We start from the raw sequence: 17509 nt of genomic DNA, 5'->3' as shown, positions 1-17509 counted from the left end.
GATTTAAAACACTTTCTTATACGGCCTCACCGTCACTTTTGCATACACGCCCGCTGCAACGTACGGGTCTGCGTCAGCCCAGGCCTGAGCGGCTTCCTGGGATTCAAACTCAGCAATGACCGTGGAGCCGGAGAAACCGGCAGCACCCGGATCGTTGCTGTCTACTGCGGGCATGGGGCCAGCGGTCAGTAATCGGCCTTCATCCTGGAGCAGCTGCAAACGTGCCAGATGCGCAGGGCGCACAGACTGGCGTTTTTCGAGCGAATCAGCAACATCTTCAGAGTAAATTACGTAAAACACGGCGAAGCTCCTTAACCGGTAAAAGTGTCAGTTACGTTATGTGAAAGGGCAAACGACTGCAATGTAAAATAAAAACAATGTTAATACCCTGATCTGACTGCGTCTTTTTTGGCCTCTCAGGCGCTAAAGTTGCGCCAGAGCATAGTGTCTTATTGAATATGATTGCTATTTGCATTTAAAATCATGGTTCGGTTTTTTAACGTTGATGAATATGACTTCGATGACCCTTGATTTACCTCGCCGCTTTCCCTGGTCGACGCTGCTTTCCGTCGTGATTCACGGTGCCGTTGTGGCGGGTTTGCTGTATACCTCGGTTCATCAGGTTATTGAAATGCCCGCGCCCGCGCAGCCGATTTCGGTAACGATGGTCTCGCCAGCGGATCTTGAACCGCCGCAGGTTGCCCCTCCACCACCACAGCCGGTGGCTGAACCTGAGCCAGAACCCGAGCCCGTTCCGGAGCCACCGAAGGAAGCCCCGGTGGTGATCCACAAGCCTGAACCGAAGCCAAAACCTAAGCCGAAGCCAAAGCCGGTGAAGAAGGTCGAGGAGCGTCCGAAACGTGAGGAACGTCCGGTTGAACCGCGTGCGACCCAGCCGGTTGAAAATGCAGCGCCTTCACGTCCGGTGATGAACAATACGGCAACGACATCAAAGCCAACGGTTAGTACGCCAGCGGGCCCGCGTGCCGTAAGCCGCAACCAGCCTCAGTATCCGGCGCGAGCTCAGGCTTTGCGTATTGAAGGCCGCGTGAGGGTGAAATTTGACGTGACTGCGGATGGCCGAGTGGATAACGTGGAAATCTTGTCCGCTCAGCCTTCTAATATGTTTGAGCGCGAAGTGAAATCTGCAATGCGCAGATGGCGTTATGAGCCAGGCAAGCCGGGCAGCGGATTGATTGTGAATATCGTTTTCCGCCTGAACGGCGGGGCGCAGATGGAATAAAAAAGCCTCCGAAAGGAGGCTTTTTTTTGCCTGTCGATCAGGCCTGCGGAAGTTGACGAGGTTTACCCTCGCTGTCCACTGCGACATAAATAAACAGGGCCTCAGTGGCCTTATAACGCTGCCCAATCGGCTCAGAAGAGACTTTCTTAACCCACACTTCGATGTTAATTGAAATAGAGGTATTGCCGCGTTTGATGCAGCGCGCATAGCAGCAAACCACATCACCTACCGCAACCGGGCGCAGGAAGGTCATGCCGTCCACTCGCACAGTCACCACGCGCCCGTGGGCGATCTCTTTTGCCAGAATTGCGCCGCCCATATCCATCTGCGACATCAGCCAGCCGCCAAAAATATCGCCATTGGCATTGGTGTCAGCGGGCATTGCCAGTGTGCGTAAAACCAGTTCGCCCTGCGGGGCGTTAGTTGTTGTCATTGTTTTAACTCGTAACGGAAGACTTCAGGCGGGATGCTACTATGATTTTACAGCGGAGAGAATAGACCAGAACGCCTGTCTCTGACGTTCTGGTCAGTCGTTAATCAGTGCTTGTCGTCCTGCGGCATGTGCCGATAAATGTATACGCCGCTTAACAGCGTGAAGATAAGGGTCAGTGCGGTCAGGCCGAAGACCTTAAAGTTGACCCAAATATTCTGCGGCAGCCAGAAAGCAATATAGATGTTAGCGAGACCGCAGAGAATAAAGAAGACCGCCCACGCGATATTCAGACGGGACCAGACTTCCTGAGGCAGCGTCAGCTCTTTGCCCAGCATGCGTTGGATCAGCGGTTTTTTCATCACCCACTGGCTGATTAATAATGCGCCCGCAAACAGGGCGTAAATCACGGTCACTTTCCACTTGATAAATTCATCGTTATGGAAGAACAGAGTCAGTCCGCCGAATACGGCGACCAGCACGAAGGTGACCAGCGCCATTTTTTCGACTTTACGATAGCGAACCCAGCTGTAGATCAGAACAACTGCCGTTGCAACGATCAGCGCAGTGGTCGCGGCATAAATATCGTACAGCTTATAAAAAGCAAAAAAGACCACGAGCGGTAAAAAATCAAGAAACTGCTTCATTCTGTGATTCCATCTTCTGAGCGGGGCGGGAGGCTGCGATGCCTCCCGCCTCTGGATTACTGACGAATTAACATATACAGGCGGAACAGATAGACCAGCAGTACCGCTGAAATCAGGTTGCTCAGCGTATTCGCCACTACCGCGCCAACGTTCGGCGTTAATACCGCAAAATTCGGTGCAAACAACAGCAGGAGCGTTTTGGCGAGCAGCCAGCCGATCACGGCGGGAGCCACCAGACGCATATTAGCCCATGCCAGTCGGATGCTGCTGCGCATCGCGGTAAAAATACCCATCTTATCCTGCACGACCATCACCGGGGCAAACGAGAGCACGATAGCCAGCAGTACGCCCGGCACCACGACCAGCATTATCCCCATCTGCACCAGCAGGGTGGTCAAAAAGATCAGGATAAACAGCTTAGGTAAGACCGGCGCGCTGGCACCAATCGCCCGTAAGGCGCTGACCCGGTGACCCGCCGATACAAGCTGAATCATCAGCAAAACGCCGCCCGCCAGAACTGCATTACCAATCAGGCCCGAGAAGGTGGACGCGGCAGAGGCGCGCAGCAGGATTTGCTGCTGTTCCGGCGTCATGTTTTGCACCAGTTCAAACAGCCCAACGCTACCCGCAAGATGGTCGCCCTGGCTCAGGCTGGCAATCTGTTCTTCACTAGGTGAAAACGCATGACCCAGCACCACCGTGATAAAGGCGCAAAGCAACGCGATCAGTAAAAAGGTTATGAACTGATTGCGGAAAAAGTTTCCCGTGTCACGGTAGACAGACTTCGCCGTGATAGACATGCACTCTCCTTGAGTATTGCAGGTGTTAATTAGCCGGCAATTGTACACCGGATGCACCTGCTGTGGCAGCATCAAGGCTTGTATGGAAAAGCATATCTTTGTAAAGCGGCGGTAATCCCACGCGTGCGCGTGCGCGATTGCAGGCTTCGTTGACCTGGCCATCTTCCCCCGACATGGCAAATTCCCGGCACGGGCTGGGGCGATCCTCATAGATGGAACATCGGGTAGAGACCCCAGGCTCACCCTGTAGCGCCACACAGCGAGCCTGCTTTTGGTTCGTGCCGCTCATGCAGCGCAGAAAGGGGGTTAACGGCTCGGTAAGATGAACCGGAACGGTACCGCCGCCATCGCTGGCTTCGGCCCAGTAGAAAGAGACTCGAAAATACGCACAACAGGCTCCGCACGTCATGCACGGGTTGATATCACTCATGGCACACCTGCAAAAGAAGAACGCATCAAATCAATTTGTGAGAGCGATAAATTATCCAGCCGCCAGAGGAAGAGCAAGAGGGGGAAAAGGGAAAATTTTGTAACCGTGAAATGCCAAAAATTGACATGGAAACAACTTATCGCTTTTGAACGCGCCACAAAAAATTAACCCAGATCAATGAATGTTAAGTTACTGGTTTTAATGTGATCTGTGGCAGATCACTTATTACCCTTTTGTGAGTATATTCTCATCCGCGATTAAAACCACAACGATGGAGCGGATATGAAAAAATTAGCGGTGGCAGCCCTTGTATTAAGCAGTCTCTCTGGCGGCGCGTACGCGCATGAAGCAGGCGAATTCTTTATTCGTGCCGGTTCGGCTACGGTTCGCCCAACTGAAGGATCGGATAACGTGCTGGGTATGGGCGGTTTTAACGTCAGTAATAACACCCAGTTAGGGTTAACGTTCACCTATATGGCGACGGAAAACGTTGGTGTTGAGCTTCTTGCTGCAACGCCGTTCCGTCATCGCGTGGGTCTGGGCGCAACCGGTGATATCGCCACGGTTCACCATTTACCGCCAACGCTGATGGCGCAATGGTACTTTGGCGACTCAAGCAGCAAGGTGCGCCCTTATATTGGCGCCGGTGTGAACTACACCACCTTCTTTGACGAGAAGTTTAACGATACCGGTAAAGAGGCCGGTCTGACTGACCTCAGCCTGAAAGATTCGTGGGGCATGGCAGGGCAGGTCGGTCTGGATTACCTGATTAACCGCGACTGGTTAATTAACGCCTCCGTCTGGTATATGGATATTGATACGGACGTACGCTTCAAGGCGGGCGGTCAGCAGCAAAGCATCAATACTCGCCTGGATCCGTGGGTGTTTATGTTCTCCGCGGGTTATCGTTTCTAATCCCCCTTCAAACTGGCCACCCTGTGGCCAGTTTGCTTTGCTCACTTCAAAACGACGGATAAACCGGCCGCTCATCAAGCTTTACGCAGTGCCTCAGGATCGTTTCCCCATCGTATAAATAGCTGAAAGCGTCGCTGGACAGGGAATGGAAGAGAATATCGCCGTTTGCAAACGGGATAATTTCGGTATCACCCGCACGTTTATGTCCCGCACCGGTTTCAAAATGACCGTGCCATCGTTCCTGGGTATGGTCATAGACGTGCAGAATAACCTCGACAAGTCCTCTTTGCGGACAATCAAGGCGCAGGAAGGTGGAAGAGAAATTCAGGGACAGCGCATGGAAGGGAATCAATAAGGCGAAAACCAGTAAAGCTCGTAAATACATCAAATCGTGAAAACCTCCTTCTAAAGGGAAATGAGATTTTACTTAAGTCAAAAATAGCGTTTTTGCCGTGGATCAAGATGTCTTATAATTCAATACGATAAAGGCCTCTGGCGAGACCCTTAGCGATCATTTTTGAATCAGATAGCGAATGGTTGGGCCATCCTGCTGGATATCCAGCACCGTATAACCGTGGTTTTTTGCATCCAGCGGTATGTTGTTGATGGACTGCGGGCAGTCGCTCACCACCTCCAGAATTTCCCCTTTCTTTAGCTGCGGTAGCGCTTCAAGCGTAGCCACCGCCGGATATGGACAGGGCTCGCCAACCATATCCAGACGATAATCAGGCACGATTTCTTTCATGCTGCATTCTCCTGCGTTTCTGTTTTAACGCTCGCACGGCGGAAGAAACGTTTCTCCTGTGCGACGACCAGTAAAAAAGCGACCAGCAGCAGGGCGTAGGTGACCAGCAGGCCGCCGAGAGGCCCAAAGGTGCTCAGCAGGTTGACCTTGTCCCAACTTGTGGCAAGCGCCGGGGACAAATCGTCCCAGAAGTACGCCAGGATCGTCGAGCCAATCACATTCCCAAGACCCACCCACCAGTAGTGCACCTGACCTTCAACGGCGCGATACATCCAGCCGGTTTCACACCCGCCGGCCAGCACGATCCCGAAGCCGAACAGCAGGCCGCCAATGACCGCGTTAGGACCGGCCCACATGATTTTCGGTTCGACGCCCAGTTGAACATAGCTGAAGATGCCGATGGCGCTGACCGCCATCCCGGCGATAATCGCCTTCGCCATCATCGTGCGGCCGGTGATCCACATATCGCGAAACGCGGAGGTGAAGCAGATCTGCGCGCGTTCAATGAGCAGACCAAAACCCACGCCGAACAGCATCGCCAGACCGAGTTTGGGCTGGTTCAGAGCCGTACACAGCGCCCATGCCACCATAGCGAAAAAGACCAGCATTCCGAGACGGAAACGGCGGCGTGCCTGAGAGGGCTTCTGGGTTAACGGAGACGCTGCGCTGACTTTGGTCATTTTCACTGGAATGCGAAACAGCGGCAGCAGGGTAAATTTTGCGCCAAAGTAAGAGCCGATGGCCGTGGCGACGGCAAAGAACCAGGCGTGAAGCGAAAACTGAGGAATCCCCGTAAAGAAAGCGGCCAGGTTACAGCCCATCGCCAGACGGGCGCCAAACCCGGCAATGATACCGCCGACAACTGCCTGAAGAATGCGGATCCGGCTTTTGGGCATACGCAACTTAACGTTGTTTGCCCACAGCGCCGCCGCGAAGCAGCCGCCGAACATGCCGATGATCATCATCCCGTCGATGCGGGTAAGCGGCGTGCCGTCCAGATGGATGAGTTTAAAGTAACCCCACTCTTCGGTATGCACGCCAGCGAGCTGCAGCAATTGACCACCCCAGCGGGTGAACTCGCCGGTCACGGCCCAGAAGGTGCCGGTAATGCCGAAATAGTAGGTAGAGAGAATGCCAGCCGCGATAACAGCCGGAACGGGTGACCAGAACTTAACCAGGTAAGCCTGTTTGAAGGATTGCCATGACATGAATAAGCCTCTGAACTCAGAAGGATTAAAGATAAAAAAGAGTCCAGATCATACGCTTACATAACAGTTTGAAAAGCCATTCACACCGAAAATATCGAAAGGATCAATTTTGACGTAATACTTTGTTGAAGGCGGGGAAGAAAGGGTAACCGTCTGGCAGGGGTGCCAGACGGTGGAGGGGTCAGGCTTTACGCGTCGCCGCCTTCATGGCAGTCACAAACGCTTTCAGCTCGGCCAGCATCTGCTCGGGTTTATCCACGTTCTTCTCGATGATCTTCACAATTGCAGAGCCAGAGATGGCACCCGCAGCCTTCGCGTCAATCGCCGCGGTGACCTGATCCGGAGAAGAGATCCCGAACCCCTGCAGCGGCGGCGCGGCATGGTACTCGGCCAGCTTTTCCACAAGATGATGCAGCGGCAGGGCGGCTTTATTCTCGGCACCGGTCACGCCTGCGCGGGAGAGCAGGTAGGTGTAACCGCGCCCGTAAGAGGCTATCTGGCGCAGCAGTATGTCATCCGCGTTCGGCGGGCAGATGAAAATCGGGGCGACGTTGTGACGCATCGCAGCCTGGCGGAACGGCGCGGACTCCTCGACCGGCACGTCGGCGACCAGAACGGAGTCGACGCCTACGCGTGCGCACTCGGCGTAAAACTCATCGATACCGCGGTTGAACACCAGGTTGGCGTACATAAGCAGGCCAATGGGAATGGTCGGATGCTTCTGGCGAATTGCCGCCAGCATCTCAAAGCACTGGGTTGGCGTCACACCAGAGGCAAACGCGCGCAGCGTCGCATTCTGAATGGTTGGGCCATCCGCCAGCGGGTCAGAGAACGGGATCCCCAGCTCCAGCGCGTCGGCACCGGCCTCAATCAGGGTGTCGATAATCTTCAGCGACTGTTCCGGGCCCGGGTCGCCCAGGGTGACGAAGGGAACGAACGCGCCTTCCTGGCGGGATTTCAGTTCTGCAAATACGTTATCGTAGCGTTCCATCAGATTTCCCCTCGTGCTTTCAGAATATCGTGAACGGTGAAGATGTCTTTGTCACCGCGTCCGGAAAGGTTTACCACCAGCAGCTGCTCTTTTTCCGGATTGTCTTTCATCATTTTCAGCGCATGGGCCAGAGCGTGTGAAGACTCCAGCGCCGGGATGATCCCTTCGCTGCGGCACAGCGTTTTGAACGCTTCCAGCGCTTCGTCATCGGTAATGGAGACATAGTCCGCGCGACCCGTACTGTTCAGATAGGCGTGCTGCGGCCCGACGGAAGGGAAGTCGAGGCCGGCAGAGATAGAGTAAGACTCTTCAATCTGGCCCTCATCGGTCTGCATCATCGGGGATTTCATGCCGAAGTAGATCCCCACGCGGCCATGCTTCAGCGGCGCGCCGTGTTCACCTGATTCAATGCCGTGACCGGCAGGCTCAACGCCAATCAGACCCACGCTGGTGTCGTCGATAAAGTCTGCGAACATGCCGATGGCGTTTGACCCGCCGCCGACGCAGGCGATCACCGCATCCGGCAGGCGACCCTCTTTTTCAAGGATCTGCGCTTTGGTCTCTTCCCCGATCATGCGCTGGAATTCGCGCACGATGGTCGGGAACGGGTGCGGGCCCGCCGCGGTTCCGAGCATATAGTGCGCGGTTTCATAGCTGCCGGACCAGTCGCGCAGCGCTTCGTTACAGGCATCCTTCAGCGTCGCGGAGCCGCTGTGCACCGGGATCACTTCCGCACCCATCAGGCGCATACGGAAGACGTTCGGAGACTGACGCTCAACGTCTTTCGCCCCCATATAGATGCGGCATTTCAGGCCGAGCAGGGCGCTGGCGAGCGCCGAGGCCACGCCGTGCTGGCCTGCGCCGGTTTCGGCGATGATTTCGGTTTTGCCCATACGCTTCGCAAGCAGCGCCTGGCCCAGCACCTGGTTAGTTTTATGCGCGCCGCCGTGCAGCAGGTCTTCACGCTTAAGATACAGCGTGGTTTTCGTACCTTCCGTCAGATTGCGGCATTTGGTCAGCGCGGTCGGACGACCGGCGTAATTTTTCAGCAGGTCGGTAAATTCAGCCTGAAACGCCGGATCCTTTTGCGCGCTGACAAACGCTTCTTCCAGCTGGCGCAGCGCGGGCATCAGGATTTGCGGGACGTACATCCCGCCGAACTCACCAAAATACGGGTTAAGTAATGTCGTCATCTTCTCTTCCTTAATATGCACGCAGAGTTTTAAAAACCGAGGCCAGCTTGCTGGCATCTTTGATACCCGGTTGGGACTCTACGCCTGAATTGAAATCGAGGCCTGCGCAGCCGGTTTTCGCGGCTTCTACACAGTTGTCCGGGCTTAATCCGCCCGCCAGCAGGACGTTGTCCAGCTTTTCGCCGTTCAGCAGAGACCAGTCAAAACGCTGGCCGCTTCCGCCCTGGCCGTTATCGAGGACGTATTTATCCACGTGGTTCAGGTTACGCGGGGGCAACGTATCGCCAACGCTTTGCGCTTTCCAGATCTGTACCTGCGGCGCCAGCGCGGCGCGCAGGGCATCGATATAGGCCTGATCCTCATCGCCGTGCAGCTGCACCGCGCTCAGGGATAACGCGTCGGCTTTTACAACCATCTCTGCGATATCCGCATTGCGGAACACGCCAACATAGCTGAGCGGTGCCGCGGCGATGATCTTACGCGCCTGCTCTTCGCTAACCGCGCGAGGAGAGGAATCCACAAAAATCAGCCCGCCATAAATCGCTCCGGCTTCATACGCGGCCTGGGCGTCCTGTTCGCGGGTTAAGCCGCAGACTTTGTTTTCACCCAGCAGCACGCGACGCACTGCCGCATTGAGATCGTCATGTTCCATCATGGCGGAGCCAATCAGGAAACCGTTGGCGAAGTGGCTCAGCTCGCGCACCTGGGCGTAGCTGTTAATGCCGGATTCGCTGATCACCGTGACACCAGCGCCCAGACGCGGCGCCAGCTGGCGCGTGCGGTTCAGGTCGATTGACAGATCGCGCAGATCGCGGTTATTGATGCCGACCACTTTGGCTTCCAGCGCAATCGCGCGCTCCAGCTCCTCTTCGTTGCTCACTTCGGTCAGCACGCCCATTTTCAGGCTGTGCGCCACGGCAGAGAGCTGGCGGTACTGCTCGTCGTCAAGCACCGAGAGCATCAGCAGGCAGGCGTCGGCCTGGTAAAAGCGCGCCAGCCAAATCTGATAAGGGTCGATAATAAAGTCTTTGCACAGGATCGGCTGCGGCGCGATGCCGCTGACGATCGGCAGAAAATCGAAGCTGCCCTGAAAATATTTCTCATCCGTCAGCACGGAGATGGCTGAGGCATGATGCTTATAAATACCGGCAATGCGCGCCGGGTCGAAATCGTCACGGATAACGCCTTTGGACGGGGACGCTTTTTTGCACTCCAGAATAAACGCGGTGCGCGCACCCTGCAGGGCGTCATAGAAACGACGGCTGCTAGGGACGACGTCGTTCTGAAAACTGGCAAGCGGCTGCTGTTGCTTGCGGGCTTCCACCCAGATGGCCTTATCGGCAACGATTTTCGCTAAAACGGTCTGCATTCTTTACCCTCTTGCCGCAAGTGCGGTAACGCGATCGTAAGCTGCACCGGAGCGCAGTACATCCAGAACTTTTTGAACGTTGGCCTTCAGGTCTTCCTCACCGTGCAAACGCATCAGCATGGCGACGTTGGCGGCAACGGCGGCCTCATGAGCGACCTCTCCCTTACCTTGTAATAAGCGCGTCAGAATGTCACGGTTTTCTTCCGGGGTACCGCCTGCCAGCGCTTCCTGGTGATACGGAGTTAAACCAAAGTCATCGGCTTCGAGCTGGTAGCTCAGGATTTCACCGTCGCGCAGTTCGGCCACCAGCGTCGGCGCATGCAGTGACACTTCGTCCATTCCGCCGCTGTGCACCACGGCGGCACGCTGGTAACCCAGCACGCGCAGCGTCTCGGCAATCGGCAGGACCAGCTCCGGGCTGTAGACACCGATCAGCGCCAGCGGCGGGTGCGCCGGGTTGATCAGCGGGCCGAGCACGTTAAACAGCGTGCGGGTTTTAAGCTGCTGACGAACCGGCATCGCGTGGCGGAAACCGGTGTGATACTTCGGCGCAAACAGGAAGCAGACGCCCAGGTCATCCAGCGCTTCACGGGAACGTTCGGCGTTCATATCGAGATTAATGCCGAATGCGGCGAGCAGATCGGAAGAACCTGACCGGCTGGACACGCTGCGGTTACCGTGCTTCGCGACCTTTAAACCACACGCTGCCGCTACGAAGGCGCTGGCGGTTGAAATATTGATACTGTTGCTGCCATCACCGCCGGTACCGACGATATCGGCAAACTGATAGTCCGGGCGCGGGAACGGGGCGGCATTTTCCAGCAGGGCCGTAGCGGCACCGGCGATCTCCTGCGGGCTTTCGCCGCGGACCTTCATGCTCACCAGCGCGGCCGCCAGCTGTTCCGGCTTCAGCTCACCGCGAACCACGGCGGAGAAGAGCTGGTGGCTCTCCTGCTGGCTCAGGGTCTGCGCCTGGTACAGTTTTTCCAGAATCGGCTGCAGGGTGTTGGTCTGCTCCAGCTTCTGTAACGCCCAGTCGAGCGTCTGTTCCAGCAGGCGAGCACCGTGAGAGGTCAGGATGGATTCCGGATGGAACTGCATCCCGCAGACGCGATCCGCGTCGTGACGCACCGCCATCACCATCCCTTCAAACGAGGCGTTGATCGTCAGCCCGGCGGGAATGTTGCTGCCGACCAGCGAGTGGTAGCGCGCGACCGGGAGCGGATTCGGCAGCCCGGCAAACATTGCCTGGCCGTCATGTTCAATGCTGGACGCTTTACCGTGCAGGATCTCTCCCGCCTGGCCAACGTAGCCGCCGTAGGCTTCAACAATCGCCTGATGGCCGAGGCAGATGCCGATAATCGGCAGCTTGCCGCGCATACGGGTCAGCAGCTCCGGCATACAGCCCGCTTCGCTCGGTGCGCCAGGCCCAGGAGAGAGCATCAGCACCGGGTTTTGCATGGTTGCCAGACGGTCAATCAAGGTCTGGGCCGGCACGTGGTTGCGATAGATAACGACGTTATGGCCATTCGCACGCAGCTGATCTGCCAGGTTGTAGGTAAAGGAATCGATATTATCGAGCAGCAGAATGTCAGCCATCAGAAAATCTCCTGTGCATGGTGTGCGGTAGCAATGGCGCGAAGGACCGCTCGGGCTTTACTGCGCGTTTCGTCAGCTTCAGACTGCGGAACGGAATCAAGAACAATCCCGGCTCCCGCCTGGACGGTGGCAATGCCGTCTTCTACATAGGCGGAGCGGATCACGATGCAGGTATCGAGGTCGCCGTGGGCGGTGAAGTAACCCACCGCGCCGCCGTAGCTGCCGCGACGACGCCCTTCGGCGGCGGCAATCAGCTGCATGGCGCGCACTTTCGGCGCGCCGCTCAGGGTGCCCATATTCATGCAGGCGCGGTAGGCGTGCAGCACGTCGAGGTCGTGGCGCAGCTCACCGACCACGCGAGAGACCAGGTGCATCACGAACGAATAGCGGTCAACTTTGGTCAGATCCGCCACGTAGCGGCTGCCCGGGGTGCAAATGCGTGCCAGGTCGTTACGCGCCAGGTCAACCAGCATAAGATGCTCGGAGAGCTCTTTGTGGTCGGTGCGCATTTCCAGCTCGATGCGGCTGTCGAGATCGCGATCCAGCGAGCCATCGGCGCGTCGTCCGCGCGGACGGGTTCCGGCGATCGGGTAAATTTCAATCTGGCGGCTGGTGGCGTCGTACTTCAGCGAGCTTTCCGGCGAGGCGCCGAACAGCGTGAAGTCGTTGTCCTGCATGAAAAACATGTACGGGCTTGGATTGCTTTTCTTCAGCACGTCGTAGGCCGCCAGCGGAGACGGGCAGGGCAGTGAGAAGCGACGGGACGGTACAACCTGGAAAATTTCCCCGGCGCGAATCGCTTTTTGCATCTGGCGAACCACGGCGCCGTACTGATCGTCGGTCTGGTTCACATCGCAGGTCATTTTTTCCACTCGCTGCACCGGAAGCGCAGGAGGCGCTTCCGTCATCTGCTGCTGAAGCTGCGCGATGCGATGCTCAAGACGGTTTTTCTCAGCGGTCGAAGGCGTGAACAGGCTGGCCTGAATGCGGGTGTATTGTTTCTGATGGTCGATCACCAGCAGGGTTTCGGCCAGATAGAAACAATAGTCCGGGCAGCGATTGCCCTGCTCGGTTTCCGGTAAATCTTCAAAGCCGGCGACCAGATCATAGGCAAACAGCCCGCCAAAGAACATCGCTTCACGCTCATCGTGCGGAACGGTGACCAGGTTCTGCAGCAGGCGGAAGGCATCAAAGACGGACAGGGAGCAGAGGCGCGCGTCTTCATCCAGCAGCTGGCTAACCGGCGGGAAATGCAGAATACGCATTTCTGGATGACGTTCATTTTCAATGCCTGAAGGAAGGGCGGCATCCAGCAGCGGCAGCAGCGAGGCGCCATTGTCTGATAAAGCCTTAATTGTGACGGTGTCACCTAAAGCGGTAATACGCAACGCGCTGTCGACCAGCAGCAGGCTCTTGAGATCGTCCTTGCTGTCGATGTCCGCAGATTCCAGCAGCAGCGTTGCCGGGCGTGCCCCGCACACCTGATGAAACAGCGCGGTCGGGTTGTGGCGGTAGGCCGCCTCGCAGGTCAGCAGTTCGAGATGAGGTTTGGCTGTTTGCATTATATTGTTCTCATTTTCTGTTCAAAAAAAAGCCCGCTTGGAAGCGGGCTGGGTATCTGTTTGCATTTCGCAGACGCGTGACACCGCCCGAAGATCAGGAAGTACGCCACCAACCGTGCAGAGTGAAATGCGCTGTCATTTTCAGATACCTTTCTCGTGTGAACTTGCGTACTAGTTAACTAGTTCGATGGCGTGTTGTCAACCCTTGATTTCAGAATTTCGATATAAGTCGGTATCATGGCGTTTTCGGATGTCTCCAACCTGTTATGGGAAGTGCTTTGAGCGATACCACCTACGCTATTATTTATGATTTACACAGCCATACTCAGGCCTCTGATGGCCTGCTGACACCCGAAGCCCTGGTTCATCGTGCCGTTGAAATGCGCGTCGGTACGCTGGCGATAACCGATCACGATACGACGGATGCAATACCGGCGGCGCGCGCCGAGATCGCCCGCAGCGGGCTGGCGCTCAATCTGGTGTCCGGCGTCGAAATCTCGACGGTCTGGGAAAACCATGAGATTCATATCGTTGGCCTGAACATCGATATAGACCATCCGGCACTTACTGCCTTTTTGCAAGAACAAAAAACGCGCCGCAACCAGCGCGCAGAGATGATCGGCGAGCGTCTGGAAAAGGCGCATATTCCGGGCGCGCTGGAAGGTGCCCAAAAGCTGGCGAACGGCGGGGCGGTCACGCGCGGTCATTTCGCCCGTTTTCTGGTAGAGGCGGGTAAAGCCACGACGATGGCGGATGTCTTTAAAAAATATCTGGCGCGCGGGAAAACCGGATACGTTCCGCCACAGTGGTGTACAATAAAACAAGCTATTGATGTGATTCATCATTCTGGCGGTAAGGCCGTGCTGGCCCATCCGGGCCGGTATAATCTTTCTGCTAAATGGCTGAAAAGGCTGCTGGCACACTTTGCCGAATGCGGTGGCGAGGCGATGGAAGTCGCCCAGTGTCAGCAGGCGCCCAACGAGCGCGCCCAGCTCGCGACCTATGCCCGCCAGTTCGGCCTGCTTGGGTCACAGGGCTCTGATTTCCATCAGCCCTGCGCGTGGATTGAACTGGGGCGCAAGCTCTGGCTGCCCGCTGGCGTTGAGCCGGTCTGGCAGCTCTGGGAACAGCCGCAGCAAATTGAAGAGAGGGAAGTATGAGTCAGTTTTTCTATATCCATCCGGATAACCCGCAGCCACGTTTGATTAACCAGGCGGTGGAGATCGTCCGCAAAGGCGGCGTGATTGTCTACCCGACCGATTCAGGCTACGCGCTGGGCTGCAAAATTGAAGACAAAGGGGCAATGGAGCGTATTTGCCGTATTCGCCAGCTGCCGGACGGCCATAACTTTACCCTGATGTGCCGCGATCTTTCTGAGCTGTCGACCTATGCTTACGTCGATAACGTGGCGTTTCGCCTGATCAAGAACAATACGCCGGGCAACTACACCTTCATCCTGAAAGGGACGAAAGAGGTGCCGCGCCGCCTGCTGCAGGAAAAGCGTAAGACTATCGGTATGCGCGTGCCGTCGAACCCGATAGCGCAGGCGCTGCTGGAAACCCTCGGCGAACCGATGCTGTCTACCTCGCTGATGCTGCCCGGCAGCGAGTTTACCGAGTCCGATCCGGAAGAGATCAAAGATCGTCTGGAAAAGGTGGTCGAGCTAATTATTCACGGCGGCTATCTCGGCCAGCAGCCGACCACCGTGATCGACTTAACCGAAGATGCGCCGGAAGTGATTCGAGAAGGCGTGGGTGACGTAAAGCCTTTCTTGTAATGGTATAAGCAGATATACTACGCGGCCATCAAAGCAGGGCTCAGCCCTCTTTTGACCTGATTCGACGCCTGTGAAGGCGACACCTGAGGAAGCTCAATGAGCGAGAAGTTACAGAAAGTGCTGGCGCGCGCCGGCCACGGCTCACGCCGTGAAATCGAAGCCATTATTGAAGCGGGCCGCGTGAGTGTGGACGGTAAAATCGCCACGCTGGGTGACCGCGTAGAAATCGTACCGGGGCTGAAGATCCGTATCGACGGTCATCTTATCTCCGTGAAAGAGTCCGCTGAACAAATCTGCCGCGTGCTGGCTTACTACAAGCCGGAAGGCGAGCTGTGTACCCGCAATGACCCGGAAGGTCGCCCGACGGTGTTTGACCGTCTGCCTAAACTGCGTGGCGCTCGCTGGATTGCCGTTGGTCGTCTGGACGTGAATACCTGCGGTCTGCTGCTGTTTACCACCGATGGTGAACTGGCAAACCGTCTGATGCACCCAAGCCGTGAAGTGGAACGTGAATACGCGGTGCGCGTGTTCGGCCAGGTTGATGAGAATAAACTGCGCGATCTCTCGCGTGGCGTTCAGCTGGAAGACGGTCCTGCGGCGTTCAAAACCATCAAGTTTACCGGTGGGGAAGGCATTAACCAGTGGTACAACGTGACCCTGACCGAAGGCCGCAACCGCGAAGTGCGTCGTCTTTGGGAAGCGGTAGGCGTGCAGGTTAGCCGCCTGATCCGCGTCCGCTACGGCGACATCCTGCTGCCGAAAGGTTTGCCGCGTGGGGGTTATACCGAACTGGATCTGACCCAAACCAACTACCTGCGCGAGCTGGTCGGCCTGACGCCGGAAACCACCTCTAAAGTGGCGGTGGAAAAAGATCGTCGCCGCATGAAGGCGAACCAGATTCGCCGTGCGGTGAAGCGTCACAGCCAGGTGAGCAGCAGCCGCCGCTCCGGCAGCCGTAATAACAACGGTTAACGTAAAAGCCCGGTGAAGTCACCGGGCTTTTTTCTTTAGTAATCAATCCCAATTTGCGCTTTGATGCCCGCATCAAACGCATGTTTAACCGGACGCAGCTCGCTGACGGTATCTGCCAGCTCCAGAATATCCCGATGACACCCGCGGCCCGTGATGATGACCGTCTGATGGGCGGGACGGTCTTTCAGTGCATTAAGCACGTCTTCCAGCGGCAAATAATCGTAGGCGACCATATAGGTGATCTCATCCAGCAGAACCATATTGAGTGAAGGATCGGCCAGCATTCTTTTAGCGTGCTCCCAGACGGCCAGACAGGCGGCGGTGTCGGTTTCACGATTCTGGGTGTCCCACGTAAATCCGGTCGCCATCACCTGAAACTCAACCCCGTGGGGCTCAAGCAGATTACGCTCGCCGTTAGGCCACTCACCTTTAATAAACTGGATAACGCCGACCTTCTGCCCGTGGCCGACGGCGCGGGTAGCGGTGCCAAACGCGGCGGTGGTTTTGCCTTTGCCGTTGCCGGTAAAGACGATGACGATCCCTCGCTCGTCCTGTGCTGCCGCGACGCGCGCATCGACCTGTTCTTTCAGACGCTGCTGGCGCTGCTGATGACGTTCTTCACTCATTGCGAAATTCCTGGTTTACGGCCCGGCTGGGCGTCGAAGGTCATCCCGGTTTTGCGGCGGCTGTCGTCGCCCATCAGCCAGAGATAGAGCGGCATAATGTCTGCCGGGGTTTTCAGCTTCTGCGGATCTTCGCTCGGGAACGCGCTGGCGCGCATTTTGGTGCGCGTACCGCCCGGGTTAATGCAGTTTACGCGCAGATGGCGGCTTTGATACTCCTCCGCCAGTACCTGCATCATGCCTTCGGTCGCGAATTTTGAGACGGCATAGGCTCCCCAGTTTGCGCGTCCTTCACGACCAACGCTGGAAGAGGTAAAGACCAGAGACCCTGACTCGGATTTGAGTAATAAAGGAAGCAATGCCTGCGTAAGGAAAAACGTGCCGTTGACGTTGACCTGCATCACCTGCTGCCAGATATCAGGATCCTGTTCATCCATCGGACGCACTTCACCTAACAAGCCGGCGTTATGAAGTACGCCGTCGAGTCTCGGATAGTGAGCGCTAATGCGCTGGGCTAATTCCTGGCACACTGCGGGCGTGCAGGTCAGTAAATCGAGGGTATACCACGGGGCTGGCGTACCAGATACCGACTCAATCTCCTGAGCGACGCTTTTCAGTTTTTCTTCGTTGCGCCCAATCAGAATGACGTTAGCGCCATATTCGGCGTATGTCAGGGCCGCCTCGCGACCAATCCCGTCGCTGGCACCGGTGACAAGAATAATCCGGTTTTGCAGCAGATTTTTTTGCGGTTGATAATGCACGGTAACTCCTCAGGCGACCGGTGACGCAATGGCGCCTTTATGATGACTTTTCGGCTTTATGCCCGAATTCGCCTGATAATTCAATCAGTCTACAGGACGCATTACTGTAAAATTAACAATTTGCAAATATTTAAACTCCAGTTCGGGGATTCCTGAAGGCGGCTCGCAGAGGTAATGTCACGAGCGAGACGCATGGGCAGGGCTGTTGTACACTGCCGTGAAAGATTCGTGGTTAAATCAAGGT

At 56.3% G+C, this 17509-nt stretch carries 22 protein-coding genes and 1 other annotated feature; of the genes, 6 read left to right on the top strand and 16 right to left on the bottom strand.

The window, feature by feature from the left end; translation table 11 throughout:
• Positions 1-3: 3 nt before the first annotated feature.
• Positions 4-300: a YciI family protein gene (locus PUP35_RS12380; protein ID WP_008502794.1), complete on the bottom strand. Its 297-nt coding sequence runs from the start codon at positions 298-300 to the stop codon at positions 4-6.
• A gap of 220 nt (positions 301-520) precedes the next feature.
• On the opposite strand from PUP35_RS12380, the gene tonB reads away from it, so the two are divergent.
• Positions 521-1243: a TonB system transport protein TonB gene (gene tonB / locus PUP35_RS12375; protein WP_274243268.1), complete on the top strand. Its 723-nt coding sequence runs from the start codon at positions 521-523 to the stop codon at positions 1241-1243.
• Between the two features lie 37 nt (positions 1244-1280).
• Here tonB and yciA read toward each other — a convergent pair whose 3' ends face one another.
• From yciA to PUP35_RS12355, 4 genes are all read right to left on the bottom strand, one after another.
• Positions 1281-1676 carry an acyl-CoA thioester hydrolase YciA gene (yciA, locus tag PUP35_RS12370; RefSeq protein ID WP_133294585.1) on the bottom strand — a complete coding sequence of 132 codons (396 nt, stop codon included), beginning with the start codon at positions 1674-1676 and terminating at the stop codon, positions 1281-1283.
• Between the two features lie 104 nt (positions 1677-1780).
• Positions 1781-2320 (bottom strand): septation protein A, encoded by a 540-nt coding sequence (locus PUP35_RS12365; protein WP_025756566.1) that lies wholly within the window; start codon positions 2318-2320, stop codon positions 1781-1783.
• 56 nt (positions 2321-2376) lie between these two features.
• Positions 2377-3120 (bottom strand): YciC family protein, encoded by a 744-nt coding sequence (locus PUP35_RS12360; RefSeq protein WP_033145752.1) that lies wholly within the window; start codon positions 3118-3120, stop codon positions 2377-2379.
• 25 nt (positions 3121-3145) lie between these two features.
• On the bottom strand, positions 3146-3550 hold the full coding sequence (locus PUP35_RS12355; RefSeq protein ID WP_021240310.1) for a YkgJ family cysteine cluster protein: 405 nt from the start codon (positions 3548-3550) through the stop codon (positions 3146-3148).
• Here PUP35_RS12355 and PUP35_RS12350 point away from each other — a divergent pair.
• Both PUP35_RS12350 and ompW read left to right on the top strand, forming a co-directional pair.
• Positions 3443-3718, top strand: coding sequence for a hypothetical protein (locus tag PUP35_RS12350; RefSeq protein WP_274243371.1), 276 nt, complete (start codon positions 3443-3445; stop codon positions 3716-3718). The genes PUP35_RS12355 and PUP35_RS12350 overlap by 108 nt on opposite strands.
• A 114-nt stretch (positions 3719-3832) precedes the next feature.
• On the top strand, positions 3833-4465 hold the full coding sequence (gene ompW / locus PUP35_RS12345; protein WP_136194982.1) for an outer membrane protein OmpW: 633 nt from the start codon (positions 3833-3835) through the stop codon (positions 4463-4465).
• 46 nt (positions 4466-4511) lie between these two features.
• Here the strand turns inward: ompW and PUP35_RS12340 are convergent, their stop codons facing one another.
• The 9 genes from PUP35_RS12340 to trpL form a co-directional block, all read right to left on the bottom strand.
• The gene (locus PUP35_RS12340; RefSeq protein WP_274239821.1) at positions 4512-4850 is read right to left on the bottom strand and encodes a hypothetical protein; all 339 of its coding nucleotides are present in this window, start codon (positions 4848-4850) and stop codon (positions 4512-4514) included.
• Positions 4851-4976: 126 nt separating this feature from the next.
• Positions 4977-5210: a sulfurtransferase-like selenium metabolism protein YedF gene (gene yedF, locus PUP35_RS12335; RefSeq protein ID WP_003856774.1), complete on the bottom strand. Its 234-nt coding sequence runs from the start codon at positions 5208-5210 to the stop codon at positions 4977-4979.
• Positions 5207-6418, bottom strand: coding sequence for a selenium metabolism membrane protein YedE/FdhT (gene yedE / locus PUP35_RS12330; protein ID WP_274239814.1), 1212 nt, complete (start codon positions 6416-6418; stop codon positions 5207-5209). The genes yedF and yedE overlap by 4 nt, the downstream gene beginning before the upstream one ends.
• A gap of 181 nt (positions 6419-6599) precedes the next feature.
• On the bottom strand, positions 6600-7409 hold the full coding sequence (gene trpA / locus PUP35_RS12325) for a tryptophan synthase subunit alpha (protein WP_274239812.1): 810 nt from the start codon (positions 7407-7409) through the stop codon (positions 6600-6602).
• A complete protein-coding gene (gene trpB / locus PUP35_RS12320; protein WP_024907111.1) occupies positions 7409-8602 on the bottom strand; it encodes a tryptophan synthase subunit beta in 1194 nt (397 codons plus the stop codon). Before trpB ends, trpA begins: the two co-directional genes overlap by 1 nt.
• 10 nt (positions 8603-8612) lie before the next feature.
• Positions 8613-9971 (bottom strand): bifunctional indole-3-glycerol-phosphate synthase TrpC/phosphoribosylanthranilate isomerase TrpF, encoded by a 1359-nt coding sequence (gene trpCF / locus PUP35_RS12315; RefSeq protein WP_274239810.1) that lies wholly within the window; start codon positions 9969-9971, stop codon positions 8613-8615.
• A gap of 3 nt (positions 9972-9974) precedes the next feature.
• A complete protein-coding gene (gene trpD / locus PUP35_RS12310) occupies positions 9975-11570 on the bottom strand; it encodes a bifunctional anthranilate synthase glutamate amidotransferase component TrpG/anthranilate phosphoribosyltransferase TrpD (RefSeq protein WP_111965943.1) in 1596 nt (531 codons plus the stop codon).
• Positions 11570-13132: an anthranilate synthase component 1 gene (locus tag PUP35_RS12305; RefSeq protein WP_044596563.1), complete on the bottom strand. Its 1563-nt coding sequence runs from the start codon at positions 13130-13132 to the stop codon at positions 11570-11572. Before PUP35_RS12305 ends, trpD begins: the two co-directional genes overlap by 1 nt.
• A gap of 23 nt (positions 13133-13155) precedes the next feature.
• Positions 13156-13250, bottom strand: a sequence feature (Trp leader region).
• Positions 13227-13271, bottom strand: a complete 45-nt coding sequence (gene trpL / locus PUP35_RS22010) for a trp operon leader peptide (protein ID WP_106993556.1) — start codon at positions 13269-13271, stop codon at positions 13227-13229. (Overlaps the previous feature by 24 nt.)
• A 139-nt stretch (positions 13272-13410) precedes the next feature.
• Here trpL and rnm point away from each other — a divergent pair, with 139 nt between their 5' ends.
• The 3 genes from rnm (at position 13411) to rluB (ending at position 15881) form a co-directional block, all read left to right on the top strand.
• Positions 13411-14292, top strand: coding sequence for an RNase RNM (gene rnm / locus PUP35_RS12300; protein WP_115875441.1), 882 nt, complete (start codon positions 13411-13413; stop codon positions 14290-14292).
• The gene (locus PUP35_RS12295) at positions 14289-14909 is read left to right on the top strand and encodes an L-threonylcarbamoyladenylate synthase (RefSeq protein ID WP_143345211.1); all 621 of its coding nucleotides are present in this window, start codon (positions 14289-14291) and stop codon (positions 14907-14909) included. The genes rnm and PUP35_RS12295 overlap by 4 nt, the downstream gene beginning before the upstream one ends.
• A 96-nt stretch (positions 14910-15005) precedes the next feature.
• Positions 15006-15881 carry a 23S rRNA pseudouridine(2605) synthase RluB gene (gene rluB / locus PUP35_RS12290; protein ID WP_023312076.1) on the top strand — a complete coding sequence of 292 codons (876 nt, stop codon included), beginning with the start codon at positions 15006-15008 and terminating at the stop codon, positions 15879-15881.
• A 35-nt stretch (positions 15882-15916) separates the two neighbouring features.
• Here the strand turns inward: rluB and cobO are convergent, their stop codons facing one another.
• Positions 15917-16507 (bottom strand): cob(I)yrinic acid a,c-diamide adenosyltransferase, encoded by a 591-nt coding sequence (cobO, locus tag PUP35_RS12285; RefSeq protein ID WP_045908891.1) that lies wholly within the window; start codon positions 16505-16507, stop codon positions 15917-15919.
• Positions 16504-17265, bottom strand: a complete 762-nt coding sequence (locus tag PUP35_RS12280) for a YciK family oxidoreductase (RefSeq protein ID WP_127731299.1) — start codon at positions 17263-17265, stop codon at positions 16504-16506. The genes cobO and PUP35_RS12280 overlap by 4 nt, the downstream gene beginning before the upstream one ends.
• Between the last annotated feature and the right edge of the window lie 244 nt (positions 17266-17509).

It is taken from the genome of Enterobacter sp. S-33 (genome assembly GCF_028735835.1).
GTDB lineage: Bacteria > Pseudomonadota > Gammaproteobacteria > Enterobacterales > Enterobacteriaceae > Enterobacter > Enterobacter vonholyi.
Note: the sequence above shows the minus strand (reverse complement) of the source record. Positions and strands in the feature narration are given on the sequence as shown.

Bases quoted from the DNA above. Each gene is read 5' to 3' on its own strand.
- tonB (WP_274243268.1), top strand. From the start codon at position 521: ATGACCCTTGATTTACCTCGCCGCTTTCCCTGGTCGACGCTGCTTTCC.
- yciA (WP_133294585.1), bottom strand. From the start codon at position 1,676: ATGACAACAACTAACGCCCCGCAGGGCGAACTGGTTTTACGCACACTG.
- PUP35_RS12365 (WP_025756566.1), bottom strand. From the start codon at position 2,320: ATGAAGCAGTTTCTTGATTTTTTACCGCTCGTGGTCTTTTTTGCTTTT.
- PUP35_RS12360 (WP_033145752.1), bottom strand. From the start codon at position 3,120: ATGTCTATCACGGCGAAGTCTGTCTACCGTGACACGGGAAACTTTTTC.
- PUP35_RS12350 (WP_274243371.1), top strand. From the start codon at position 3,443: ATGAACCGGAACGGTACCGCCGCCATCGCTGGCTTCGGCCCAGTAGAA.
- PUP35_RS12355 (WP_021240310.1), bottom strand. From the start codon at position 3,550: ATGAGTGATATCAACCCGTGCATGACGTGCGGAGCCTGTTGTGCGTAT.
- ompW (WP_136194982.1), top strand. From the start codon at position 3,833: ATGAAAAAATTAGCGGTGGCAGCCCTTGTATTAAGCAGTCTCTCTGGC.
- PUP35_RS12340 (WP_274239821.1), bottom strand. From the start codon at position 4,850: ATGTATTTACGAGCTTTACTGGTTTTCGCCTTATTGATTCCCTTCCAT.
- yedF (WP_003856774.1), bottom strand. From the start codon at position 5,210: ATGAAAGAAATCGTGCCTGATTATCGTCTGGATATGGTTGGCGAGCCC.
- yedE (WP_274239814.1), bottom strand. From the start codon at position 6,418: ATGTCATGGCAATCCTTCAAACAGGCTTACCTGGTTAAGTTCTGGTCA.
- trpA (WP_274239812.1), bottom strand. From the start codon at position 7,409: ATGGAACGCTACGATAACGTATTTGCAGAACTGAAATCCCGCCAGGAA.
- trpB (WP_024907111.1), bottom strand. From the start codon at position 8,602: ATGACGACATTACTTAACCCGTATTTTGGTGAGTTCGGCGGGATGTAC.
- trpCF (WP_274239810.1), bottom strand. From the start codon at position 9,971: ATGCAGACCGTTTTAGCGAAAATCGTTGCCGATAAGGCCATCTGGGTG.
- trpD (WP_111965943.1), bottom strand. From the start codon at position 11,570: ATGGCTGACATTCTGCTGCTCGATAATATCGATTCCTTTACCTACAAC.
- PUP35_RS12305 (WP_044596563.1), bottom strand. From the start codon at position 13,132: ATGCAAACAGCCAAACCTCATCTCGAACTGCTGACCTGCGAGGCGGCC.
- PUP35_RS12295 (WP_143345211.1), top strand. From the start codon at position 14,289: ATGAGTCAGTTTTTCTATATCCATCCGGATAACCCGCAGCCACGTTTG.
- rluB (WP_023312076.1), top strand. From the start codon at position 15,006: ATGAGCGAGAAGTTACAGAAAGTGCTGGCGCGCGCCGGCCACGGCTCA.
- cobO (WP_045908891.1), bottom strand. From the start codon at position 16,507: ATGAGTGAAGAACGTCATCAGCAGCGCCAGCAGCGTCTGAAAGAACAG.